The 25,191-nt window shown below is 44.2% G+C and carries 25 protein-coding genes and 1 pseudogene; 3 read left to right on the forward strand and 23 right to left on the reverse strand.

Annotated features, from left to right (window positions below; all coding sequences use genetic code 11):
• Positions 1-146: 146 nt before the first annotated feature.
• Genes EGI32_RS03940 through EGI32_RS03950 form a run of 3 tightly spaced genes read right to left on the reverse strand, consistent with a single transcriptional unit; the run spans position 147 to position 2,314 of the window.
• Entirely contained in the window at positions 147-1,079 is a 933-nt protein-coding gene (locus tag EGI32_RS03940; protein ID WP_255154069.1) for a hypothetical protein, read from the reverse strand.
• Complete coding sequence (locus EGI32_RS03945; protein WP_255154070.1) at positions 1,051-1,758, reverse strand: hypothetical protein; 708 nt, start codon at positions 1,756-1,758, stop codon at positions 1,051-1,053. The genes EGI32_RS03940 and EGI32_RS03945 overlap by 29 nt, the downstream gene beginning before the upstream one ends.
• Positions 1,751-2,314, reverse strand: a complete 564-nt coding sequence (locus EGI32_RS03950; RefSeq protein ID WP_255154071.1) for an RNA polymerase sigma factor — start codon at positions 2,312-2,314, stop codon at positions 1,751-1,753. Before EGI32_RS03950 ends, EGI32_RS03945 begins: the two co-directional genes overlap by 8 nt.
• A 296-nt stretch (positions 2,315-2,610) precedes the next feature.
• Here EGI32_RS03950 and EGI32_RS03955 point away from each other — a divergent pair, with 296 nt between their 5' ends.
• On the forward strand, positions 2,611-3,450 hold the full coding sequence (locus EGI32_RS03955; RefSeq protein ID WP_255154072.1) for a DUF6496 domain-containing protein: 840 nt from the start codon (positions 2,611-2,613) through the stop codon (positions 3,448-3,450).
• Positions 3,451-3,600: 150 nt separating this feature from the next.
• Here the strand turns inward: EGI32_RS03955 and EGI32_RS21270 are convergent.
• From EGI32_RS21270 to EGI32_RS04020, 12 genes and pseudogenes are all read right to left on the reverse strand, one after another.
• Positions 3,601-4,418, reverse strand: a pseudogene (locus EGI32_RS21270) (SDR family oxidoreductase).
• 171 nt (positions 4,419-4,589) lie between these two features.
• Positions 4,590-5,000: an OsmC family protein gene (locus EGI32_RS03970; protein WP_255154075.1), complete on the reverse strand. Its 411-nt coding sequence runs from the start codon at positions 4,998-5,000 to the stop codon at positions 4,590-4,592.
• 16 nt (positions 5,001-5,016) lie between these two features.
• Positions 5,017-5,370, reverse strand: coding sequence for a Spx/MgsR family RNA polymerase-binding regulatory protein (locus EGI32_RS03975; protein ID WP_255154076.1), 354 nt, complete (start codon positions 5,368-5,370; stop codon positions 5,017-5,019).
• 2 nt (positions 5,371-5,372) lie between these two features.
• Positions 5,373-6,362: an aldo/keto reductase gene (locus EGI32_RS03980; RefSeq protein ID WP_255154077.1), complete on the reverse strand. Its 990-nt coding sequence runs from the start codon at positions 6,360-6,362 to the stop codon at positions 5,373-5,375.
• A gap of 283 nt (positions 6,363-6,645) precedes the next feature.
• Positions 6,646-7,215, reverse strand: coding sequence for an LPS export ABC transporter periplasmic protein LptC (lptC, locus tag EGI32_RS03985; protein WP_255154078.1), 570 nt, complete (start codon positions 7,213-7,215; stop codon positions 6,646-6,648).
• A 41-nt stretch (positions 7,216-7,256) separates the two neighbouring features.
• On the reverse strand, positions 7,257-8,597 hold the full coding sequence (locus EGI32_RS03990; RefSeq protein ID WP_255154079.1) for a hypothetical protein: 1,341 nt from the start codon (positions 8,595-8,597) through the stop codon (positions 7,257-7,259).
• Complete coding sequence (locus EGI32_RS03995) at positions 8,563-9,300, reverse strand: type III pantothenate kinase (RefSeq protein WP_255154080.1); 738 nt, start codon at positions 9,298-9,300, stop codon at positions 8,563-8,565. The genes EGI32_RS03990 and EGI32_RS03995 overlap by 35 nt, the downstream gene beginning before the upstream one ends.
• Before the next feature lie 17 nt (positions 9,301-9,317).
• Positions 9,318-9,953 (reverse strand): LON peptidase substrate-binding domain-containing protein, encoded by a 636-nt coding sequence (locus tag EGI32_RS04000; protein ID WP_255154081.1) that lies wholly within the window; start codon positions 9,951-9,953, stop codon positions 9,318-9,320.
• A gap of 68 nt (positions 9,954-10,021) precedes the next feature.
• Positions 10,022-11,854, reverse strand: coding sequence for an ABC transporter ATP-binding protein (locus tag EGI32_RS04005; protein ID WP_255154082.1), 1,833 nt, complete (start codon positions 11,852-11,854; stop codon positions 10,022-10,024).
• A 90-nt stretch (positions 11,855-11,944) separates the two neighbouring features.
• Complete coding sequence (locus EGI32_RS04010; protein WP_255154083.1) at positions 11,945-13,021, reverse strand: glycosyltransferase family 4 protein; 1,077 nt, start codon at positions 13,019-13,021, stop codon at positions 11,945-11,947.
• Positions 13,021-13,920: a glycosyltransferase family 2 protein gene (locus EGI32_RS04015; RefSeq protein WP_255154084.1), complete on the reverse strand. Its 900-nt coding sequence runs from the start codon at positions 13,918-13,920 to the stop codon at positions 13,021-13,023. Before EGI32_RS04015 ends, EGI32_RS04010 begins: the two co-directional genes overlap by 1 nt.
• Positions 13,921-13,929: 9 nt before the next feature.
• On the reverse strand, positions 13,930-14,922 hold the full coding sequence (locus EGI32_RS04020; protein ID WP_255154085.1) for a glycosyltransferase family 2 protein: 993 nt from the start codon (positions 14,920-14,922) through the stop codon (positions 13,930-13,932).
• A 153-nt stretch (positions 14,923-15,075) separates the two neighbouring features.
• On the opposite strand from EGI32_RS04020, the gene meaB reads away from it, so the two are divergent.
• On the forward strand, positions 15,076-15,984 hold the full coding sequence (gene meaB / locus EGI32_RS04025; protein ID WP_255154086.1) for a methylmalonyl Co-A mutase-associated GTPase MeaB: 909 nt from the start codon (positions 15,076-15,078) through the stop codon (positions 15,982-15,984).
• 49 nt (positions 15,985-16,033) lie between these two features.
• Here the strand turns inward: meaB and EGI32_RS04030 are convergent, their stop codons facing one another.
• From EGI32_RS04030 to EGI32_RS04065, 8 genes are all read right to left on the reverse strand, one after another.
• Positions 16,034-16,276, reverse strand: a complete 243-nt coding sequence (locus tag EGI32_RS04030; protein WP_255154087.1) for a hypothetical protein — start codon at positions 16,274-16,276, stop codon at positions 16,034-16,036.
• Positions 16,277-16,367: 91 nt separating this feature from the next.
• Positions 16,368-19,604: a CHAT domain-containing protein gene (locus EGI32_RS04035; RefSeq protein ID WP_255154088.1), complete on the reverse strand. Its 3,237-nt coding sequence runs from the start codon at positions 19,602-19,604 to the stop codon at positions 16,368-16,370.
• The gene (locus EGI32_RS21275; protein WP_255154089.1) at positions 19,601-20,326 is read right to left on the reverse strand and encodes a tetratricopeptide repeat protein; all 726 of its coding nucleotides are present in this window, start codon (positions 20,324-20,326) and stop codon (positions 19,601-19,603) included. Before EGI32_RS21275 ends, EGI32_RS04035 begins: the two co-directional genes overlap by 4 nt.
• A gap of 6 nt (positions 20,327-20,332) precedes the next feature.
• Positions 20,333-20,899: an RNA polymerase sigma factor gene (locus EGI32_RS04045; protein WP_255154090.1), complete on the reverse strand. Its 567-nt coding sequence runs from the start codon at positions 20,897-20,899 to the stop codon at positions 20,333-20,335.
• 218 nt (positions 20,900-21,117) lie between these two features.
• Positions 21,118-21,309 (reverse strand): hypothetical protein, encoded by a 192-nt coding sequence (locus tag EGI32_RS04050; RefSeq protein WP_255154091.1) that lies wholly within the window; start codon positions 21,307-21,309, stop codon positions 21,118-21,120.
• A gap of 33 nt (positions 21,310-21,342) precedes the next feature.
• Positions 21,343-22,107, reverse strand: coding sequence for a hypothetical protein (locus EGI32_RS04055; protein ID WP_255154092.1), 765 nt, complete (start codon positions 22,105-22,107; stop codon positions 21,343-21,345).
• Between the two features lie 87 nt (positions 22,108-22,194).
• On the reverse strand, positions 22,195-24,006 hold the full coding sequence (gene typA / locus EGI32_RS04060) for a translational GTPase TypA (RefSeq protein ID WP_255154093.1): 1,812 nt from the start codon (positions 24,004-24,006) through the stop codon (positions 22,195-22,197).
• A 472-nt stretch (positions 24,007-24,478) separates the two neighbouring features.
• Positions 24,479-24,649: a hypothetical protein gene (locus EGI32_RS04065; protein ID WP_255154094.1), complete on the reverse strand. Its 171-nt coding sequence runs from the start codon at positions 24,647-24,649 to the stop codon at positions 24,479-24,481.
• 141 nt (positions 24,650-24,790) lie between these two features.
• Between EGI32_RS04065 and EGI32_RS04070 the strand changes: the two genes are divergently transcribed.
• The gene (locus EGI32_RS04070) at positions 24,791-25,090 is read left to right on the forward strand and encodes a hypothetical protein (RefSeq protein WP_255154095.1); all 300 of its coding nucleotides are present in this window, start codon (positions 24,791-24,793) and stop codon (positions 25,088-25,090) included.
• Positions 25,091-25,191: the final 101 nt, after the last annotated feature.

The raw sequence follows: 25,191 nt of genomic DNA on the forward strand, positions 1-25,191 counted from the left end.
TTCATCAAATGATGTTGTAATTAAGAATTGTTTAACAGGGAGAAAGAAAGATGCTGGATGCTGGATGTCTGGCCTATTAGAATTGGGTTTCGCTTATTTCTTCGCTACAATATCCAGTATCCGGCATCCAGTAACCAGCATCGGTTTTACTTGAACCTTATCTTTCCGAAGCTTGACTTCACTTTCACTTTCACGGCTCCGGTGCCGGAAACACCTTCGTAGTCTTTGTCGAATTTTGGTCCGTGATCATCTTCATCATCTTCACCTCTTTCTTTGATCTTGAACGGACTGTCGTTGTCAAAATCGCCGAAGCTGGTGTGGATGGCGAAAGTGCCGTTGAAATTATCCGGGAAGCTGAGTTGTATATCGGAATAAGAATTGCTGATGTTGACATCGGTCACCTCATTGGTAATACCGATCCTGGTTTTGTTACAGAATTCCAGTGAGCTTTTTACGGCTCCGCCAAAACTGTTGATCTTCACTTCAGAATAACTGAAAGTTGTTTTACCGCCGCTTAGTTTATCGGCTTTGATAGAACCGAATTCTAATTTTATCTGGTCAACATTCGTCAGCGATCCTACTTCGAGCTCGCCAAATTTTTGAACGATATCTGTAAGGCCGCCGCGGGAGTCGATAGTGGTTTTACCAAACTCATTTTGCACTGCCAACGGATTGCCCTCAGGCATTGATACTACATAGTTAATTTCCATGGATTGATTTTCATTCTTTTTTCCACGGTTGCTTTTGTTGCCTATTTTAGTTTCAAACGAAACAGTGCTTCCGCTATTATCGTTGATGGTAATATTGTCCAGGATATCCTGCGCACGTTCGTCGGAGCTTGCTTTGGCGATCACGGTCACTTCCACTTTCACTTCACTGCCTTTGTAACTATTGATCTGCACGCTTCCAAAGGAGTTTTTGATAGAAACCTTCTGGTCGGAAGTAAGGGAGTAGTTTTTGTTGTAGGTTTTTTTCTTCTCTACGTTCCAGTCATCTCCCGCGAATAATGTTACCGCAGGCAAAAGGAAAAACAGGGCGAGTGCCAATGGTTTAAATGCTGCTTTTATATGTTTTTTCATAACGCTTCTTTTTGTTGTTGTTAATGTTTTTTACGATCTCCAGCTGACGGTTAAGAAGTGCCGACTGTAGCTTTAGATTTTCGAGCATTGCTTCCAGCAATTGCTCACTGTTTGGGTGTTTCGACTTTTGTTTTTTCAGCTCAGCAAATTCCTCATCTATTTTGGCAAAGTCGGAAGCGAACTGTTGGTAAAGTAATGGTTCATCTTTTTTAAGGATGGTGATCTGCTGTTGTTTCAACTCCACCAGTTTGGTATAGTGGGCCAGTTCCTGCGATTCGATGGATTCCAGAGTGGGTGTTGCAGCAGCCAGTTCCGGAGCTGTCGACTGTATTGGGGTCAACGTATCGAGTGTGGTAGGTTTGGGGTCAGTATTAGTTGTTGCTAATTGTGTGCTGGTTTCGGTGGTATCAGGAGTTTGTTGTTTAACAGGTGTTTGCACGCCAGCCAGGGGTTTATCAGGAGTTACTTCTTTCCTGGTGAAAAAGAAAGCGGCACCTGCAACGATCACTACCGCAGCGGCCGCAGACATCCATTTGCGTGCGCCCATGCTTACCAGCAGCCCCTTTTTTCCGGGATTTTCAATCCTTTTTTCGATCCGCTGCCACATTGCCCCGGAAGGTTCGTAGTCGTCGAACTCCCCGCGGTTGTTTTGCATGAAATCTTCAAATTTGTTATCCATAATATGCCTCCTTTTCTAATATTTCCAGTATTTTTTTCTTAGCCCTGTGATATTGGATCCGCACGTTGTTGTGTGCGATCCCCAATAAAGTGCCGATCTCTTCCTGCGGTAAACCATCGATCGCATAAAGATTAAATACCAGCTTATAATTTTCGGGTAGTTGGCCGATGGCCTTTTTTACCCGTTGAACTTCGTATGTAAAAAGATCTTCATCCACACTGTCCTCATCACTCTTATCGGAAGCCTGAACGCTTGTTATATCCACCCAGATCGCTTTTTTCTTACGCAGGTGGCTGATGGATTTATTGATCACGATCCTTTTCAACCAGGCTTCAAATGGACTTTTATAGGTATATGTGTCCAGTTTTTTAAAAGCATCCACAAACGCGTCCTGCACCATATCTTCCGCATCGGCCAGGTTATTCAGGATACGCATGCTGCTGTTCAGCATCGATTTGGCGTATCGTTTATAGATCACATAATAAGCCTTGGTATTGCCCTGCCTGCATAATTCGATCTGCTCGTCTAGTATTGGTATGTCTAATGTCTCGTTCAAGCCGTTTGGTTGCTTTTAATAGTATATCGCCATGTTGAGGAAAATGTTACACGGCTTTTTCATTTTTTTTAAAATTACTCATTAGCCCGGCGATATTTCATATTTGACGGGTGAAATGCCCAGATAATCTGGCAAATGGCGAAAAAACTGTTCTGAAAGGACATAAAAGACGGGTAGTTACAGTGGTATGCTTTTTGGGGCATTGCAGCAAAGCCTCGATGAACAGCCATGGGTTATGGATGTTTGTGGGAGCTTACCAGCAAAACAAACATTTCAAACTCATTAAAATTACAAGTATGGCAAAGTATTCAAAAGGGGCCTCTAAAAAGGTGGAGAAAGTGATGAAGGAAAAGAAGGCAGGCACCCTTAAATCGGGGTCAGGTAAAAAAGTGGCCAGCAGGAAACAGGCGATAGCTATCGGCTTATCCGAAGCACGTAAACAGGGAAGTAAAGTTCCGGCTAAAAAAGCCGCTCCAAAAAAGGCCGCCGTTAAAAAAGCAGCCGCTAAGAAGGCCGCTCCTCAAAAATCCGTAGCGAAGAAAGCTGCTCCAAAAAAATTGATAGCAAAGAAGTCCCCTGCAAAGAAAGTAGCAGTAAACAAATCGGCCCCTAAAAAAGCTGCGGTGAAAAAAGCCGCTCCAAAGAAAGCAGTTGCTAAGAAAGCAGCATCAAAAAAATCTGCGGCTAAAAAAGCTGCTCCTAAAAAAGTTGCTCCACCAAAGAAAGCGGCGCCTAAAAAAGCGGTAGCCCCGGTTAAAAAATCGGCTCCTGTAAAAAAAGCCGCTTCTAAAAAGTCTGTAGTAAAGAAATCTACCCTTCCCGAAAAGCCATTGTCGTTGACAGCGCCGGTAGAAGGTACAGAAACAGATACACCTCAGGCGCCACCACCGGCACGGCCTTCAACCCCAACACCGGAAGAAAAGCCTGCAGAAATACCAGCTGAAGAAAATACCGAACCCGTAAAACCCGTGGAGGAACCTACAGAGATCAATCCGCTGACGGCCGAGCATCATGGTGCACCGATGCCACCGGATAAATATGGGCAGGCAAAAGATACGTACCACGGGCATGTTCACCCGTCGTCGAAGAAAAGTACTATAAAACCGAGTGGAAAGAAACCTCTTTGGAATAAATAATCACAGGTTAATAATGATCACGCGGATTTCGCTGATCATTTTGTAAGGCTCGAATCCTTAAAGAAAAATGCAGGTTGTGAGGCCTGCATTTTCTTTTGAAATATCTGTTATATACGAAATCAGCGTACTCCTTGTAATCTGTGGTTCTTCTTAAATAAAAAGATCATTATACAATTTCCCTCCGGGCACTACTGAATATCCGGACAGGTCTGTAATGCCTTCCGCAGCCAGCACGGCTTCATCAATGAACGCATTGCCGGTACATTCTGTAGAAGGCTTGCTCAGGATATAATAAGCAGCGTCAGCTACTATCTCCGGTGTGCGGCTCATTTTGATCAATGCGTCACCACCCAGCAGGTTTTGTACCGCCGCAGTAGCGATGGTGGTACGTGGCCAGAGTGCATTGGCCGCGATATTGTATTTTTTCAATTCTGCCGACAACCCCAGGGCGATCATCGTCATATTGTATTTACTCAGCGTGTAGGCAATGTGGTTGGTAAACCATTTGATATCCATATTTACCGGGGGGGAAAGGGTCAGGATATGTGGGTTTGCCCCGTTCTTTAAATGCGGGATGCAGGCTTTGCTCACGAAAAAAGTCCCGCGAACGTTGATGTCATGCATCAGGTCGAAGCGCTTCGGTCTGTTTTTTCTGTTGGCGTAAGACCAATTGCAGAAGCATTGTTGATCAATACATCGATACCACCGAAATGCGCCACAGCTTTGTCTACCGCATCCTGTATCTGCTGTTCATCACGGATATCGCATTGCAAGGCAAGCGCTTTGCCGCCCGCCGCTTCAATTTCTGCGGCAGCAGAAAAAATGGTTCCTCCAAGTTTGGGATTCTCTTCGGTGGATTTAGCAGCTACTACAATGTTGGCTCCTTCTTTTGCAAGTCGTAAGGCGATGGCCTTTCCGATACCACGGGAAGCGCCGGTAATGAAGATCGTTCGGTTTTGAAAACTCATAGCAAGCTTAATTAGTGATTGCTAAGATAGGGAAGAAAAATCGCAGATTAAAGATGATTACGCGGATTTCGCTGATTACTTCGTACGGAATGGATATAAAATGAAAAATGCAGGTTATAAGGCCTGCATTTCTTTAGAAATATCCGTTATTAAAATTAATCTGCGTTTCCTTTATACCAATGTAGCTTCTGCCGTGATCTTCGTATTGAAAAGTTTTGATATCGGGCAATTCGCTTCCGCATCTGCAACAGCTGCATCAAATTGTTCTTTGGTGATGCCCGGTACAGTTGCTTTTACTGTAAGGTGAGAAGAAGTGATAGCGCCATCTTCCAGTGCAATATCGCAGCGGGTATCGATGTTGTCGGCAGTAAAACCGGCAGCGTTCAACACAAAGCTCAGCTTCATGGTGAAACAGCCGGAGTGCGCAGCAGCAGCCAGCTCTTCAGGATTGGTACCAACGCCATCCGCAAAGCGACTGTTGAATGAATACTGTGTATTGCTCAACGTGGTGCTTTGTGTGCTGAGTGTTCCTTTTCCTTCTTTACCTGTTCCCTGCCAGTTGGCATTTGCGTATCTTTTCATTGTTGTTGTTTTATGATTATAAAAATTGTTTTGCGTATTGAGTTTCATTGAACCCTACAACTATTGTTCCGTTTGTTTCTATCACCGGCCTCTTGATGATACTGGTATGCTCCTGCATGATCTTAAAGGCTTTGGCCTGTGTGAGCGTTTCATTTTCTAATGAGGGCGCCAGTTCTTTCCAGGTAGTGCTTTTTTTGTTGAAGAACGTTTCCCAGTCGGAAAGTTTCGCCCACTCTTTCAGCTTTGCTGCCGTGATACCATCGGTTTTATAATTGTGAAATTCATAAGGCAGGTTATGCGCTTTGAACCAGTTGAATACTTTTTTAACGGTATCGCAATTCGGGATACCATAAATAACAGGTGTTGTCATGATCAATAATCCGGCATGGTGGGTTTGGTGAGTAATATCTTTTCGATCTTTTCTTTCACTTCGGACGTCAGCAATGGCAAAACATCCAGCGCCTTCAGGTTTTCGGTGAGCTGTACTTTTTTAGTAGCACCCAATATTGCTGTGCTTACATTGGGATTGCTGATGCACCAGGCGATGCTCAATGCGGCCGTGCTTACACCCAGTTTTGCTGCCAGGTCGCCGAGTTTTTTTACTTTCTTCAATTTATCTTCCATCACCCAACGGTTTTTCAGCCAATCGAAACCCTGCAGTGAAAAACGGCTGCCTTTAGGAATGCCATCGTTATATTTTCCGCTCAGGAGGCCTGATGCCAGGGGACTGTAAATCGTTGTTCCCAGGCCAACGGTACGATAGATGTCAAAATATTCCCGCTCCACTTTAGTTCTTTCAAAAAGGTTGTATTGCGGCTGTTCCACAATTGGTGCAATGAGATGATTTTGTGCAGCTACCCTGTGTGCTTCCATGATCTCGGCGCCACTCCATTCGCTGGTGCCCCAGTACAGGACTTTTCCCTGCTGGATGAGGTTGTGCATGGCCCATACGGTTTCTTCAATAGGCGTGCCTTTATCCGGGCGGTGACAATAATAAAGATCAAGATATTCTACCTGCAGGCGTTGCAATGCCTGGTTGCAGGCTTCTACGAGATGCTTGCGGCTACAGCCTTTTTCATTTGGTTTGCTATCGGGGCCTTTCCAGCCCCAGAAAGCTTTGGAAGAAACAATATAGGAAGAGCGGTCCCATTTTTTCTTTTTGAGCACACGGCCCATCATCTTTTCACTTTCGCCAAGGGCATAAACTTCGGCATTATCAAAAAAATTGATGCCGTTGTCATACGCGATCCCCATCAATTCTTCGGCTGATTTATCATTTATCTGTCCGCTGAAACTTACCCAGCTGCCAAAAGATAAGGCACTTACCTGCAATCCGGATTTTCCTAAACGACGATATTCCATTTTGTTTTTTTGTATAAAAGATGAAGTTACGAATTAACGACTAAGTCACGAAGCGACAAAGGTTCACAAAGGTATAAATACATTATTTTTTGTCATCCAAACAATGAGTATCATTGGTGGGTTTGCATTCACCAGAATACAATACAATTTCCTTGTCCGTAGGGAAAGTATGGTATACGGTTGTAAGAAAAAGGAAATGCGGGATGCACCTGCGGGAAAAACAACGCCTAAACTGAAAAAATGAACTTCGTGCTCCTTTTGTTATTCGTGGCTTTGTGGTGTTCTACTGGGGAAATTGCGAAGCGGGTACTTTGATCGGCCCTCTGGGATACGTAATATGCCAGTTCTTAAAATCCTGGCTGGCATCGAGTCCGGTGCCGTCCAATACCTGCGTTTTGGTACGGATACGCACCGGTTTATCGGTATAGAATTCGGTGCCTGTGCGGCTCCTGTCCCAATACAGTTCCTGGCAGTACAGCGTATCGCCCTTTTCGATATTGATCACCCGTATGCTGTCTTTCATAAAAACGATGTTCCTGCTTTCCTTATACTTGGCATAATTGGCTTTGAGCTTGCTTTCCAGCTTTTGCTCCGCGTTATAAAAATCCACATAGATCATTTTTGGAAATTCGGTATAAGGAACGGTATCCTGCACCCGCAGCATGAGCGGCGAAGTGAGTATGGCTTTGGTGTTACCGCCGGTAGTAAAGATGATCCTGATGTCTTTGGCTTCTTCCACACCAAGGCTTTTGGCGTTCAGTTTTTTTACCTCGTTCTCATCATTTTCGCAGGCGCATAAAAAAAGGCAGCCGGTTAAAAAGGCTGCCAGAATTTTTTTATATGAAAAGGACATTTGCAAAAGAGTAAATGATTTTAAGTACCAAAGGTAATCCATTAATCGTATTTCAGCTTCTGGAACCACCGGGTGTTCATGGTGAAACCTATGCTGAAACGGGTGATGTTCTCACGGATGCTCTGGCTGCTCTTGTTGCCGCGTACGCCAATGTCGATACCGGCATTGAAAGTAGCGAAGCCACCGTAGGGGTTGCGGCTATTGAGCGATGTAAGCGGGAAGCCTGCGCCAAAGGTTGCGCCGTATTCAGGCCTGTCGGCACCCAATGTGATGTAGTCTTTGCCATAAAATAAACCAGCCCTGTATTTTACAAATTTCCAGTATTTGCTTGGGGGAGTCCTGATATCGGCAGGCATATATTGAGCGCCTACACGTACCGTCCAGTTATTTTGCACGTTCGCGTCTTTTGCCCCGAATGAAGAATATCCTTTCCAGTCAGCCAGGTCAAGATCGGCCCCGATGATCCAGTGGTAGTTGGAATCTGAATAAGTGAACCCGAAACTGTAGGTAGCCGGGTATTTGATCTTACCTGAGTTGCCTTTTACATAACTCACCGTATCGATGGTAGTAATGCCACCATTGCCATCGTAACGGAAAGTTTCGGAAAGGGCATCGCGTTTAGCCGTCAGGTTTTGCGCCAGGTTGGTGTATGCACCCAGCCTGATAGTCCCTTTGCGGGCAGTACGGAATTCATATTGGGCCCCGATGGTAAGAAATATACCGCCGAACCTTGTAAGCACTTCTGAATTTGATCTCTGGTAAATAATGCTGTCGTTGTAAAAGATCTTTTTGCGGGTGTAATCATTATTGCCGAAGGAGTACCCTGAGCTGATACCGAAACTGAATTTCTTTATCCTGATACCGGTGCTGATATTCGCCTGGGAAAGCCCGCCATTTCCTTCAGATAAAAAATCGAGACTGTCGCCGGTAACCGGGTCGCGGCCTGGTTCCAGCAGTTTGTAGTTGATACGGGTAACAGGGCGGAGGCCAAAACTCACCCCCCACAACAGGTTTTTCTTTTGTTTGATAGGAAACCCCAGTTGCAGGTAAGAAATATTGGTATTGGTAGATTTGAAACGTTCGGGAGAAGTATTGCTTTTAAGTGTCCTGATGTCAATGGCACCGCCTACATCAAAAACCGTTACGGCAAGACTGGAAATGGAAGCCGGGTTATTGAGGTTGATGGACTGAAAATCGGAAAAGCCGGCGGAAATACCGCCCATCGACTTGTTGACTATATTGCGGTTAGGTGTGATATCCCCCATGCCAAACCTGGAGTAGGGAGAATTTTCCTGGGCATAAGAAAAAGCAGAAAAAAGTACGGCGATCGCGAGTCCGGAAATTCTCTTAAGTCGGGCAGTTGTTAAGTTCACTAAGTGCATACAGTCCTTTGAATAAAAAATTATGGTCGGCAAATATCTTCTTTTTAAGTTGACTGGCAAAATAGGCCGAATTACCCCCGGTTAAAACCACGTTAAAGTTCCCGTATTTAGCGTCATATTTTTCTATAATACCATCAATTTCACTAGTCATTCCATTTATTACGCCGGAAAGCATATTTGTTCTGGTATCATAACCGATCAGCGGAAAATTCCAGCTGGCGGTGATCAGGGGCAGTTTTGCGGTATAATCGTGCATGGATCTGAATCTCATGTCCATTCCCGGCGATATACCGCCCCCCAAAAACTGGTGGTATTGATTGATGAAATTATACGTGATACAACTTCCCAGTCCGATCACGAGGTTATTTTTTCCAGGGTAAAAATGAACGGCCGCGGCACATAATGCCAGCCTGTCGGCACCGATGGTTTCAGGTTTGCCAACAGCCGCGGTAGAGAAATTGATCCTGGTGGCGGCAGATAATTTGTGAAAAGCAGTTTTTTCGGCCAGCAAGGTTTCCAATGCAGGGTTATGGTCGATCACCGAGGAAAGAATGCTGCGCTGCGGCTGAAATTTTTCCAGGGCGGCATTGATCTCCGCTTCGCTGTCATTTTCAAAAAATATTTCTTCGGTAAATTCCCCGTCGGCGAAAATTGCGGCTTTCAGCCTGGTATTGCCAAAATCAAAACAAATAGTAGTGGTCATCGATGCAGTATATGGCGTTAAAATTGAAACCCTTCCAGGTTTTTAAAATGGCCGTTCAGTTTTATCTTGTTTTTCAACTGATCCATTTCTTCCAATACAGGAGTTACTTTCGACAGGTGGCGTTTCAAAAATTCCTGCCTGTGCAGTTCCTCTTCCAGCTCAAGCAGGTAGTATTCATCCTGCAGCGACATACCCGCATGATGCGCCACATCGTAACTCAGCAACTGATCATCCGGCTTCTTGAAGTCTTTCGTCACATTCAGGCTGGCATGGATGTCGCGGATGCCCTGCAATACTTTTTTCATCAGCGGGGCGCTGCCTTTCACCGATATGCGTGGATAATTTACAATGGCACCGCTGTATAATTTTTCAGGAATTTCACGAACGATCTCGAGTATTTTAAATGTCTGCAAACCCACCGTTTTGATATCCATTGTACCATCTTCATAAGTGTTGCTTATCTCCAGCACTTTTACCAGCGTACCCATTTCACTCACTTTGTTTTCCAGTACGGTCGGGATGCCAAATGGTTTTTTTGTGTCAAAACATTCTTTTACCAATTGCTTGTAACGCGGCTCAAATATGTGCAGGTTCAGCTGCTCACCGGGATAAACGACGATGCTGAGGGGGAATATGGGGATGAAATTAGTCATAAGTAAGTTTAGAAGTTTAGGGGTTTAGGGGTTTAGGGGGTGTTTCTAAACCCCTAAACTCCTAAACCCTATTTTACTTCCTGCATATCTACCAGTTTTTTATAAAATCCATTTTGCGCAATCAGGCTGTCGTGCGTACCCCTTTCTACAATTTCACCTTTTTGCAATACGATGATCTCGTTGGCGTGGCGTACCGTACTCAGCCTGTGTGCTATCACAATGGACGTACGGTTGGTCATCAGGTTGTTGATGGCATCCTGCACAAGGCGCTCGCTTTCGGTATCCAGCGAAGAAGTAGCTTCATCCAGTATCAGGATCGGAGGATTTTTCAATACAGCTCTCGCAATGGTCACACGCTGCCGTTCGCCGCCGCTGAGTTTCATGCCCCTGTCTCCGATATTGGTATCGTAGCCTTCTTCTTTTTTATTGATGAATATTTCCGCATTGGCAATTTGGGCCGCATGGGTTATTTCTTCTTTGGTAGCATTTTCTTTGCCAAGAGCGATATTGTTGGCAATGCTGTCGTTGAATAAAATAGCTTCCTGTGTTACAATTCCCATCTGGTCGCGGATAGAATGTAAGGTGTAGTTTTTGATGTTTACGCCATCGATCAGCACCTCACCTTCGGAAGCATCGATGAATCGGGGTACCAGGTCGGCCAGCGTACTCTTACCGGCACCACTGCTGCCAACAAGGGCTACTGTTTTGCCCTTCTCAATTTTAAGACTGATATTTTTCAGGATAAGGTTGTCTTCGTAACGGAAACTAACATTTTTCAATTCGATCGCACTGGTGAATTCTTTGAGCACTTTAGCATCCGGAAGTTCCCGGATACCTACGGTTTCGTTGATCAGGCCTTCAATACGCTCAATGCTGGCTGCACCCTTCTGCATATTGTAAGATGCATTCGACAGGGATTTCAGCGGTTGTATCAGCTGCGCAAAAATGGCAATATACGCCAGGAAGTCGCCGGCATTTAATGTAAATGATTTGTCTTGTGTAAGCACCATTTTGCCTCCATACCATAAGATACAAAGTACCGCAACGATCCCTAATACTTCGGATACCGGCGAAGCCAGGTCCCTTCTTCTGTTCGCCTTGTTTTTCAGGTGAAACATCGATTCGTTCTCATCTTCGAATTTTTTCTGGATCTTTTTCTCCGCGTTGAATGCTTTGATGATCCGCATGCCGCCCAGCGTTTCTTCAATAATAGAAAACAATGCACCGAATTTTTCGAGCACCTGTGTATTCTGTTTTTTTAATGAACGGCCGATCCTGCCGAGGACCAATCCGGCTACGGGTAAAAACAATACAAGGAAAAGCGTCAGCTGAGGGCTGACGCCCACCATGTAGATAAAATAAAAGAGAATTGTTACAGGCTCACGGAAAAGGCTTTCCATCACACTGATGGTGGAATTTTCCACATCGTTGAGGTCATTGGAGAGTTTACTCATGATGTCGCCCTTGCGTTGCTCGCTGAAATAACCGATGGGAAGATTAAGGATCTTTTCATACATACCGCTACGCATATCGTTCAGTATACGGTTGCGGATAGGGTTGAGCATGTACATACTCAAATAGGCGAACAGGTTTTTCAGTAATATGGCGATCAATACCACGATACAGATCACCATCAGTGCACGGATGCTGCCTTCGGGGGTTTTAACAAGTTCTGCGATCCAGGTCTTAAAATAATTTACCGGGTTGATCTTGTTGAACAGGCCTGATTTACTGACTTCATCAAAAGCGCTTTTCTGGCCGAAGATGAGCATCAGGAACGGACTGAGCAGCCCAAGTGAAATAACGCCGAAAATGGCCGCCAATATATTGAACGTAAAATAAGTGCCCACAAGGCCGGGATACTTTTTTACGTATTTAAAGATTTTGCTTATGTTCTTCATGCGAAGTTGTTCTATATAACTTAAAATGAACCTGCAAAGTAACTATTTTTAACCCGATAAGGTTTCGCAAAACGAAAAGCCCTTTTCCTGTCACTGGCCGCCCAGGCTTTTATAAAAGCAATCTTCCAGCTTTTGTACCGAGGCTTCCCAGCTGAATCGTGAAGATATCAGCGTGCTTCCACCTTTGGCCAGCTGTAGGCGTAATGGGTGATCATTGATCAGCGAGTTGATCTTTTCGGCCATTTCTTTTACATTTCCAGGTTCCGCGAGCAGGGCTGTTTCATTTTCAATGGCGTAATCGAGATGCCCGCCAATATTGGTGCATACTACGGCACAGCCGCAGGCCATAGCTTCTGCAGGGGGCAATGCCCAGCCTTCGCCCAGGCTGGGAGAAAAGAAAATAGCCGCCTGGTTGTATAATTCTGCAAGATTGCCTGGCCGGTAGTGATAACTGATCCATTCCGGCAAATCCTGCGGCCTGGGATAAACGCCGAACAAAGTAACCTGCAGTGCCGGCTGATCCTGCTTTACCAGCTTTAAGGCGGCCATGCCGTTTGGTGTTCCTTTTCGGGGCTCTTCAGAATACAGCATGATGAGGCTGGCATTTGCTCTTTGTTGGGGAGGCGTTTGTACAAAGAATTTTTTGCCTTCGATCGCATTAGGAATATGGACCGGCTGTACGCCTGAATGATCAGCTACGAGCTGTTGCAGGTACCGGGCAATTACCAGGTGGTTTACAGGAAGCGAATAACTGGCATGTACTTTTTCATCCATCCCCTTCCATATTTCATAATCCTGTATCAGGTTGAATTTTTTTCCTTTGGAAGGGGAAAGTTCACTTACCGCATAGGTCATCTGCCACCAGGTGCTTATGACGATATCTGCATCCGGGATATACTTATCGGTGATGGAAGGAACGATCATGCTTTTTATTCGTTTATCCAGAGGGAACCATTTGGGCCTCGCTACTCCCCGCAGCAGGTATATCACCCATTTTACCCATACAGGCGTAGACGACTTTTTAAAAGGCCGCTTAACAGCATGGAATATCGAAACCTGGTGGCCGTTTCCCGCAAGGCGGTTGGCATACTCGTACATGATCTTGGCGCCGCCAACAGGCTTGGTAACAGGAAATGGCAGTATGACATTGATGGTAAGGGATCTCATCAGATATGATCGATTTTAGGATGGAATGAGAGGGACCTTGCGGTGGCCGCCCAGGCTGTTTTGATGAACGTCCATTTAAGGTCCTTTCTTTTTTTCATGATGCGGAAAGGCATCACGAAAAAATATTTCAACACCGTGGTAAAATATTTTACGGCACCTTTTTCTTTTTTAATGATGAACAAAGTATTCCGGATACCGTATTTGTATTTCCACAGATTTTTTCCATCATCGTTAAAAATGTCGGCGCTGTAATTGGTGGCCGTTTTGTGCAATACCACGCTGGAGGGAACATAAGAGCCACTGTAGCCGCCCTTGATAATGCGTTGTGTGTATTCTGAATCGTCTCCCCAGATGAAAAATTCTTTATAGGGCAGGCCAACCTGTTTCACGGCTTTGACGCTTACCAATACCGACACAAAAGAGCACGCATTCACCAGCAGTGCTCCGGTATGGTCAAACTGGTTGAAAGGTATCCCTTGCCTGCTGAAGATGCTGATATGGGGAAGGTTCATCAGGTGTGGTGTGCCATCGAGCCAGGTAACTTTACTGCATACAAAACCGGGGTCAGGTTTTATATCGCCGGAACCGGCCACTTTCAGTAATTCTGCCAGCGCCGGAGGTTCAGGGATGCTGTCGTCGTCCATTATCCATATCCAGTCGGCTCCCAGTTCATAAGCTTTTTTTACACCTGCCGAAAAACCCGCCGACCCGCCAAGGTTGGGCTGATGGATACAATCCAGGCCCTGTTGTGCTTTCAGCCATTCTTCCGTGCCGTCGGTGGAGCCATTGTTTACCACAATGATCTGATCCGGTGTGTGCGTTTGGTTCTTTACCGCCTGTACAGCTTCCTTTAAAATCCCTATCCGGTTATATGTAATGATCGTTGCCGCTACTTTCATGGTATATAATTAAAATCGTTGGATGGGTTTATCTTTCAACGATCCGGTGATAACCGCTACTACCTTTTCCACATCCAATAAAATTGTACCGTTATGTTTTGCAAGGTCATTTAATTTTTTTGTTGATGTATTCATTTTTTTTCTCCCCCGGAAAAATAAGGATAAGGATCTCAGATAATAAAACCGCAGCGTAAAAACCCGTATAAGCGTTTCGGGTATTTGCTGCAGGCACCACAATATTTTATTGCCGCCCGAAAGATGTATGGCGTGTAAAAACATCTTATTACGATAATAGATGGTATTGACGAAACGTTTGCTGCTGCTGGACTTGATAGATACAGAAACCTGGTGGCGGCATACGGCAAAATGGTCATAATAACATTTCCAGCCGAGGCGCCACGCACGCAGGCTGAGATCGAAATCTTCCACATAAAACGGGGCATATATTTCATCGAAGCCACCAAGGGATAGCAGTTTTTTACGGTCAACCAACGCATTGGCCCCGGACAGGTACATCGAATACAGCCGGTCGTTTTCGGATGGCTGTGCCGCATAGTAATTGCCCGAGGTCTTTATTTTGGCCCCGTGAAAAGAAGGGTATTTGGCCGCGTCCTGTATCTTTTCATCTTCCCATCCTATTATACGCCCCATTACACCAAAAGTATCGGGCAGGTCAAAATATTTGAAGAGGCTATGAAAATAATCCGGCGTAAGCTTTACATCGCTGTTTAATAACAGCACCAGGTCTTTGGTGGCCTTAAATATCCCCTCATTGATGGTGGGCGAAAACCCCCGGTTAACGGGGTTTTTTATTAAGATCACAGAAGGGTGATATGCTTCAAGATAAGCAATGGAGTCATCTGTTGACCGGTCATCTGAAATGATCACTTCGTATTGCTGTCCTGAATTTTCCAGTGCTTTATACAGGCACGGCAATACCTGCTCCAGCAAATGCCGGCCATTGTAATTGGGGATGATGACAGAAATTCCATGGTATGCCATGCTATTGATAAACTTACGGTTGTGCTGTAAATATTTTTAAAGATAGAAGTTATTATGGTGGCCTAAGCCAAGGTCGGCCACTTTTAATTACATTTGATTTAAAGAACATCCGCAATCAAAAGTCATTTAATTGATCGGTCCTTACGTTTATCTATGTGGCAGCAAATAAAAAACGATATCAGGCAGGGAAATATCAATGCGCTTGCACGCTGCATATCCTTCATAGAAAATGAAGTGCCGGGTTACGATGGTTTGCTGGAATCTTTGTCGGCATCTTCTACTCCCGTTATCGGCATTACCGGCCCGCCCGGTGCCGGAAAAAGCACCCTTACTGATTCGCTGATCGGCCTGCTGGTAGAACAACAGAAAAAAGTGGCGGTACTTTGCGTCGACCCTTCTTCCGCCTTCAACCTGGGCGCTTTGCTGGGCGACAGGATACGGATGAGCCAGTGGTACAATAATCCAAACGTTTTCATACGGTCGCTGGCTACCCGGGGTTCGCTGGGCGGACTTCATCCTAAGATCATCGAGATAACCGATCTGCTGAAATTTGCGCAGTTTGATTTCATTATTGTAGAAACGGTAGGTGTGGGGCAAAGCGAGATCGAGATCGCGGGCCTGGCGGATGTGACGGTTGTGACGATCGTTCCCGAAGCCGGTGATGAAGTACAGACAATGAAAGCCGGGCTGATGGAGATCGCCGATATTTTTGTGGTAAATAAATCAGATCGCCCGGGGGCGGATCTTTTTGTAAAAAATCTACGGCTGATGCTGGCGCCTGCGTTCAGCAACCATCAGCAGGAAGTGCAGATCGTTAAAACGAGTGCGCTCAACAGGGAAGGTATCGGCGAACTGTTGGCTGCTATAAATCTTGTATTGAAACAACAGAATAACAACGATAAAAAAGCGTGGTTACTGGCGGAAAAAGCATATCACCTGATACAGCAATACCGCATGAAAGATATCAAAAAAGACAAATTAAAAGACGAGCTGGAGCAGTTGAAAAGCGGGGAGAATATCTACAGCTATATTAAGAGATATTTGCCGGAAAACAGACAATGAATCGCTGGATTTTGTGTTTTATCATACATCATAGATCTTACATCATAGATCATACATTGTTCCCTTCTTCTTTTTCCATCGCCTTATTGTTTTTCCACCAGCGGAAACCGATGAAACCTACGATGGCGAAGGGGGAGAGCATCAGGTAAAGAATTCCGCGGTTGAGCCCCAGGGCAGGTTTTTCGCCCAACTGCGATGCCGTTTTAGTACACATGGCGCATTGTGCTTCAGCGCCGGAATATACCAGCACAAAAACCAGCAGCAGCGAAACTATCATCAGCATTTTTTTCATAAGGCAAATTTACAGGAAAATTTCGAAAAGGGTAGTCAACCCGCGGTAGTCTACTCCCGGTAGTCAACTCCCGGTAGTCAACTCCCGGTAGTCAACCCTTTTTCCTTCTCCTGTAATACAAAATCCCCATAAGTAGTACCAGGAATAAACCGCCCGCCATCCAAAACGCCAGCGTTTTTTTATTGCGGGGCAATACTACCGGCGATGTGTCGCCCATGATCACCAGGCCTGCCCAGTATTTCGGGGCCAGCATACGGCCTTCATTTTCTGAGAGATATTTCAGTTTTGCCTGCCGCAGTGCTTCATCTTTCGTCATGCCTTCCAGCAGGTTTTTGTAAAAATGATCTGTGATGATCGTACTCGATTGCTCATCGATTTTCCACAATCCTGTGAGGATGCTCTGGCTGCCGGCATAACTGAAAGCATGCGCCATCGATACCATTCCTTCCCCATCCTGGTAACCTGCTTTCCCTGATTCGCAGGCAGTTAATATCACCAGGTCGGAACTGAGGTCGCAGTTATAGATGTCAAATAAATAAAGCGAATTTTCCCCGGATGCTTTCTGCGGGTCTTTTGCAAAAATCAGCCGGGAAAATTCGGGGTAATTGTTATTCGCTTCAGCGTGGGTGCCAATGTAAATAATAGTATGGTTGCCCGCATGTGTACGGAATGCTTCCGGTGTAGAACGATCGTTGAGGAAAATTTCGCCCCCCAGGTTATCGTGCACTTCCCTCACCAGGCTGGTGGTAAACGGAAGCGGGAGCAAAGAGAGGTAAGTGTTATCCGCGTGCAACGAATCGTTTTTGATCAATTCGCTGTAAACCTTCTTCTGCTCATCAGAAAATTCCGGCGAAAAACCAATGAAACTAGCTTTCATTTTTGAAACCGGCTTTTGTTCATTCAGCGCCAGCAGGCTATAATAATATGAGATAGCATATTTATTTACCAGTGCTTTTTTTGCCAGGTCGCGGTAATTGTCAACTCTCTCCGGAACCAGCATATCAAACGTGATGTTATACAGGATATCATCGGGGATGATCATCACGCGGTTGTTGCCCACGAGTTTTTCTACCGGTTTCCACAATTGATTGTAAAGATTAAAACCGGCTTCCCCGGCCTGCGCGGGAGCTGTTCTGGGATCATTGAGCGCCAGCACATTTTCGGTAAGCCGGTCGGTAGGCAAGACGATCAGTTGCTGCTTTTGTCTGGTAGCCACCAGCACAAACAGATCAGGGCCTGTGAAAAAATAGCGCAGCACGGTGATCCCTGCGGGAATAGACTGGCTCAATGCGGCCACGTTTTTTTCTTTTGTACCATAACGCATCTCATAATATGCCGGGTATTTTTCGCGGAGCATCTGCTGATAATCGTTCCAGCTGTTTACTGCGGCTATGTAAGCTTTGATCTTTTCATCATGCGCCGCTTTGCCCTGCAATGCCAGCCGGATAGATTCCCTGAGCCGGGCTTCCTCCGCCATGATACTTGCCGGTACCTGCGAAAACCTGATCGCCCTTTGTTTGTCCATCCGCGACCGGATACGGGCATACATGGCCTGCTCGTGCGAACCGATCATCTTGTCGAGGTAATCGGTTTTGCCTGTAGCGGCGTATAATTCGTAATTCAGTTTTTTTATAAAATCGAGCAATTCGCGGTAGCCGGCCATCAACGAAGTGATGTCCTTTTCGCTATACAAGATGCCCTTTCTTTTGTCCACCACGTTTCTTGCTTCATATAATTCTTTCAACAAAGCATTCAAAAAAGCAGTATCCTTCTTTTCCTGCAACTTGTATGCGGCTTTGGATTTGAGCAGTACCAATGCAGGTTGCTCCATGGAAATCTTGATGGAATCCAGCAGGTCGCTGCTTTGCGGCGCCAGCTTGTTTAAGATGGACAGCCCTTTTGTGGCAACAGCAAAAACCTGCGCATAATTTTTCAGCCGGAAATTTACTTCAGCCAGGTTTTTCAATTGCAGTATCGCCGCCAGCGAATTTTCGCCCTGCGATTTATTTACATAATGGAGGCCTTTAGTGACAGAAGAAATTGCGAGCGCCCCCTCATTATTATCTGCATAAAACAACGATTGTCCACCCAGGTAACTGAGGTAAAGATCGTCATACTGTCCCTGGTACACGATGTCGTAGATCCTGTCCGCTTCATGATAAGCGGCCGCGGCTTCACTGTTATTTTTCAGGCCTTTTGCCGCTACGGCCAGCTGGGTATAGGCTTCAGCTCCCCAGGAGTTTTCAATATCACCGAGCGTTTTTATCCTGTTGATCGCATCCAGCAGATAAGTTTTTGCCTTCGGGTAATTATGTTGATTGTTGTAAATGGTGGCCAGGAAGATCAGTGATTTATATACCTCCGGACTTTTATCACCGAAAGTTTTCAGCTTTTGCTGGTAAGAATAATTGAGCAGGTCATGCGCTTTGGTAAAATCGCCGAGCTCTAGATAAACCTTCGCCAGGTTGTCGATCGCCTGGAACTGGTTGATGCGGGAATTCTCTTTTTTGGGATGGGGCTCCGGTGAAGCGATGAATTTTTTATTGTTATCGATCACCTGTTCAAACATGTCGATCGCTTCCTGTGTTTTACCCAAAACATTGAGGCAACCTGCAATATTATTTTGCACCAGCGCCACCCTGAAATTCCGGTTCAGTGGAGTAGCTTCCAGTTTGTTCAATGCCTCGATCGCTTTGTTCCAATAAAAGATGGCACTGTCGAGCCGCGACGAATACCACATCACTATGCCCAAAGAGTTGTTGGCAAAATATAATTTCTGTTCGTCGGGTTTGGGATCGGTTTTCAAAAACTGTATCGATCGTATGTAATGATCACTTGCGATGGCATATTTCCCCATGCGCATGCTGTAATCGCCGAGGTTGGATTGTATGGCCGGAATATCGGCGGCGATGACAGCTCTTTTATTGGCAAAATAATTATCCAGTTGCGTCACCAGGTCGTAAGCAAGTTGATGGTTTCCGGAATTGCTGAAGAAAGAAGCGGCTTCGAGGTATATTTTTACCAGCGCCTTATTATCGGGAAAATTGTTTTTTGCTTTCTGCACAACCCCCAGCACATCAGCTTTTGCAGCAGTTTCACCTTTAAGGGCATTGCCCGATTTTCCAAGATAGTTGATGTAGGCGGAAATGGTGTCCGCGTTTTTCTGTACAAAGAAATTACTGATCCGTTCCTTGCAGAGCCTGTTTACTTCTTTAAAGTTTTCAGTTTTGAGCAATTCTTCTACATCCGGCACCACATTGTTTTTCTGGCAAAAAGAATTGCTGAAAAAAAAGGCCGATGTGAAAATGAGGAAAAGATATTTTATCATTCTTTTAGTTTGTGCAGTAGTGCTGCTTTTTGCGGATGTCCCGACGAGCTGATAGCTTCGATGGCTTCGTCTTTTTTACCAAGCCGTATCAACGCCAGCCCTTTGTACCAAAGAGCTTCGGAAGAAAAAGCTGTGCGACCGGTTTTTAATACATCGTTAAAATAGCCGATGGCTGAAGCTCCGTCTTTATTGGCTAAATAAGCGCTTCCGATAAAATAATTGAGCGTATCGTTTCCCGGGTTAAGCGGCAGTAATTTTTTCCAGGAATCGATGGCGGCAGAATATTTTCCTGTTTTGTAATCTACCATCGCCCTTTCAAAATTGTAATTTTCAGATACACTCATTTCTGTCGCAAGGCCGGCATCGGGTTTATAAAAATCAGCATATAATTTTTCGTCCGCCGAAGGCTTGAGAAACAGCCACCAGCAGCACAAACCAATCAGCCCGATGAGTACCGCGGCAACCGATAGTTTTTTGAGCCACGAGATCGGCCTTATTTTACCCGGCTGTACCTGATGGAATGTGTCCAGTTTTTGCCTGAGCGCAGCTTCCCGGATGCCGAGTGAGAGCAGTTTTATCTCTTCCACTTTGCTTTTCCATTCCGGGTCCGATTGAAGGCGTTGCTCAAACGATTCTTTTTCAGGTAAAGTAAGTTTACCGGTGATGTAATCGTCTATCAGCGCCAGGTCCGGTTCGGTTATATTCAATTGGTTATTGCTCACTTGTGGTTAAATTTTTTCGTTTTTCAAAAGGTTTCTCAGTTTTTCAATACACCGGTATTTGTTATTCCTTGCCGTAGCTTCTGTCCAGCCGAAAAATGCGGCGATCGTTCTCAGCGATTCTTTTTCGTAATAAAATCTTGTCAGCACATCGCGGCAATTTTCGCCAAGCTTCTGCATGTTTTTAGATATCGCAGAAATATACTCACTGGCAGTGTCATTGGGTTCATCATCGGCAGTTTCCTGGGCATCATACTTCAATGGAGCAGTTTTTTTGTAGGCCGATGAGCGCAGGTGGCTGATCCATTTATTTCTGCTCACCTGGAAAAGATATGCTTTCAACGATTGCTCATTTTGAGGGACAAATTTTTCCAGTTGTATATTTTTCCACACGGCGATGAACGCTTCCTGGAAAATGTCTTTCGCTTCTTCAGTGCTTCCGTTGTTTTGCAGGATATACCGCTCGGCAGCACTGTAGTTATCGGTATATATTTGTTGCAGCACCTGTGAGCTATTGTCTTTGATAGCCTGTACTTCTGCTGAAAAATTATGTTCTCCTGATGTGTTTGCCGGCATAGATTAAATATAATCAAAAACGGCAATATCCTATGGTAGCCAACGAGTAATAGTGAAAAGTTATTCTTACTTTGTTTCTATCATGTTTTATTGTTTCTCTTATATCGTATCTACTGTTGAAATGTCATCAATGCGATAAGTTTTTAACTGGGCATAAAAAAATCCACTCATGGGGTGGATTTCAACTTTACAATCATTCTTGTTTAAAATAGACACATTTAACAAATTTCCTCAAGAGTTTCAATATAGTCATCAACCGATTGATAAAAAGCTGATTTCAATTGTTTTACAGATTTCGCTTCGAATATTACTAAATCATTGATATCAATTAGCTTTCCATAAAAAACTATATCTTCTGCACTGAAGAAAATCCTTGCTTTATAACCTTTGTATTGCAGTAAATTTTTCATTTAACCATAAAATTATTATGTGAAAAACAAACCTTAAAAGAGATCTTCAGGAGAAATTTTGATTTCCTTTATACGTGGCAAATCTATGAAATAATATTTTTTTAATACAGCTATTATTATGTTGCTGATTAATTTTTGAGCTTCATTTAATGACATAGGTTTTTTAGGTGGTTTTTGAGATTTGTTTCCGTGTCTTGCATCGATACCTAATGTTTCAAAATTGTTTGCAGTATGATTAAATCTGTCTAGTTCAACTGCGTTGAATCCTAAAGCTTCAAGGGATTCTTTCCCTTTCAAAAAATATTTAATTTCATCTACCGCTTTATATAATGAATTATAATCCATACCGCTGCTACTTATTTGTAAAAGGTTTCTTATAAAATCATCTTTTGCTGCGATATGTATTAATAGAGAAATTGGGGTTAATTTATGATCTCCATTCTTATCTTCAGTAAAATAAGAAAAGTCAAAAAGGCTATTTTTAATAGTTCGGTCAAAAAGGGGGACTTTTTCTTTTCCATTATAAAGAGTTCCTAAAACTATTTGCGTATATGATTTTTTATTTTCATGAATAATGTATAAAACCCCGTCTAATAACATTTTTAATTTAAAAGCCCTGTTGTACACTTCATTTGGATCAGAAAGATCATTCAAATGAGGTGAAGAAAATTCTAACCAAAAACCAAAATCATCTGATTGCTCAATGATACATATATCCTCATTATCTGGTATGGAAGCCAGCTCTCTCAAAAGATTTGTATAAGGATGTTTAATTTCAAATATCCAGTTATGACTCATTATATTATGTTCATTTAGTTTAGTGAAATGATGCTAACTAAAAAATCCGCTCAATCGAGCGGATTCATATTTAAGATCATTTATTTCTTATACAGCTTCTGAAGCCATCGATTTGCTCATACGCTTCCTGTCATCTTCGTTCAGGATGGTTTTCCTCAAACGGATGTTCTTTGGCGTAACCTCAATGCACTCGTCCTGCTGGATATACTCCATACATTCTTCCAGGCTCATCAGGATCTTCGGAGCTGCTTTGGAAGCATCATCCGATCCGCTTGCACGGTGGTTGGTCAGCTTCTTGGGCTCGGTTGCATTTACTACCAGGTCTCCTGGTTTGATGTGCTCGGCGATGATCTGGCCTGCGTAAACATCTTCACCCGGATCAACGAAGAAACGTCCACGGTCCTGCAATTTATCGATAGAGTAACCAGTTGTTTTTTCAGTGGTTTTGCTCAGCAATACACCATTGTTACGGCCAGGAATAGGGCCTTTCCACGGACGGTATTCTGCAAAACGGTGTGCCATTACAGCTTCACCCGCAGTTGCGGTAAGCATGTTGCTACGCAAACCGATCAATCCACGTGAAGGGATATCGAATTCCAGATGCTGCATTTCGCCTTTGGTTTCCATTACCAGCATTTCGCCTTTACGTTGTGTAACCAGGTCGATCACTTTACCGCTGTAATCAGCCGGAACATCTACCACCAGAACTTCATAGGGTTCGCTTTTCACACCGTCGATATGTTTTACCAACACCTGTGGCTGACCGATGGTCAACTCAAAACCTTCCCTGCGCATCGTTTCAATCAGGATACCAAGGTGAAGGATACCACGGCCAAATACGTTGAAGCTATCAGCACTGTCGCTGTCTTCTACACGCAGCGCCAGGTTCTTTTCAGTTTCTTTGAACAAACGATCACGAAGGTGACGGCTGGTAACGAATTTACCTTCTTTACCAAAGAAAGGAGAGTTATTGATACCGAACAACATGCTCATGGTGGGTTCATCCACGCTGATGACAGGCAATGCTTCCGGGTTTTCTACATCAGCGATGGTATCACCGATGTTGAATGATTCAAGTCCAACGATCGCACAAATATCACCGGCAAAAACTTCCGTTACTTTCTTTTTGCCCATGCCTTCAAACACATATAGTTCCTTGATCTTCATTTTTTTGATAACGCCATCAGCCTGTACGAGGGCGATCTGCTGATTTTCTTTCACGCTGCCACGGGCCACTTTGCCGATCGCGATCCTTCCGAGGAAAGAAGAATAATCGAGTGAAGTGATCTGCATCTGTGTGGTACCTTCATTTTTCTTTGGTTCGGGTACGTATTCAATTACCGCATCCAGCAAAGGCAGGATGTTGTCGGTTGGAGTAAGGGAAGTGTTCATCCAGCCGTTCTTGCTGCTACCATAGATGGTAGGGAAGTTCAGCTGCTCTTCTGTAGCGTCGAGGTTGAAGAACAATTCAAAAACCGCGTCGTGCACTTCATCCGGACGGCAGTTTTCCTTATCTACTTTATTGATCACCACGATCGGTTTCAGGCCGAGCGCCAGTGCTTTTTGCAATACGAAACGTGTCTGCGGCATCGGGCCTTCAAAAGCATCCACGAGCAGCAAAACACCATCGGCCATTTTTAATACCCTTTCTACCTCACCGCCAAAGTCACTATGTCCCGGAGTATCAATCACGTTGATCTTCACGTCTTTGTAGCTAACAGAAATGTTCTTGCTAAAAATGGTGATACCACGTTCCCTTTCGAGGTCGTTGCTATCCATGATCAGTTCACCGGTTTCCTGGTTTTCCCTGAATACCTGTGTGGCATGGATGATCTTGTCTACTAAGGTTGTTTTACCATGATCTACGTGGGCGATGATGGCGATGTTACGAATATTCATTATTGATTTTTTTAGCCGCTGCGTTTGCCCCGGGCGTAAGCGATATGCTTGCGAAATAGAGGTTAGCGCTCAGGCTGTTTTTAAGGGCGCAAAGGTACTCATTTTTGGCGGGATGGCAAAGGGAAATGGAATTATAACGTTAAAATGATGCTGATAATTGACAAGTGATTGATCTGCATTGTATTATGGGGTAAGGTATTCGAAAATTTTACCAATGGATTAATTTGGAAGCGATCACCTCACAGATGATCAGTTCTGTTTCCGTTTCAATAAAAACGATCATGTATTTTTTCTTGTAAGAAATGCATTTATAACCTAATTGTGCTCTGGACGGCTCTTTACAGTAAGCGTGAAGTTTTCGCGAATCAGAAATCAGCAATATGTAATTATATAAGGCATCTTGCGGTCATCCCTTTCGATTCGATGAACCATGCTATGGCAGCAATGTTATCAGCAGCGGTTTTCTTAATACTTATTTTTCTGCGGCCCACTTGCGGATCAGTTTTTTGCTATATGACCTGGCCTCCTCCAGGGAAAATGTCTTCTCTGGAGCTGATTTTAATGCGGCTTTCTTTTGCAAGGCATGATATTCCCTGGCAGGAATCAACACATATTTCTTTTTATCAATAACAACTTCAGTCATTTGTGGGTCATTTCACCAAATTTAAAAAAATTATGCCAATACATCTTAATTAAAAAATTTAACAAAATAATTCTTGCTGCAAATCCAGTTTGAAGTTTTTCGCATATTTTTTGATAAATAAGATTCAAATAAAACTCATCAATGAACAACAACAAAACGTTGCCGCCGCTGGCCTTCTGCCTCCTTTTTGATGCCATCGGTTACCTCAGTTTTTCCATTCCTTTCGTAGGCGAATTCGCCGATGTGATCTGGGCGCCACTTTCCGCCATGATCTTTTATAATATGTTCGGTGGAAAAATGGGCGTTTTCGGCGGAGCCTTCAGTTTCCTGGAAGAATTGTTGCCGTTTACCGACATCATTCCCACTTTCACCATTTCGTGGCTGATAAGGTCGAGGGCCATGGCCAGGCAAAACCTCAATAAGGTGGTCGTACTGAAATAATTACCGTACATATAATTATATAACCCGTTGGAAATTTCCGCGGGTTTTTTGTTGACTAATTGAGTATATTACCCTCCCGTTTTATAAGTGATCAAATTCCG

It is taken from the genome of Ferruginibacter sp. HRS2-29 (assembly GCF_024343615.1).
Lineage (GTDB): Bacteria > Bacteroidota > Bacteroidia > Chitinophagales > Chitinophagaceae > Ferruginibacter.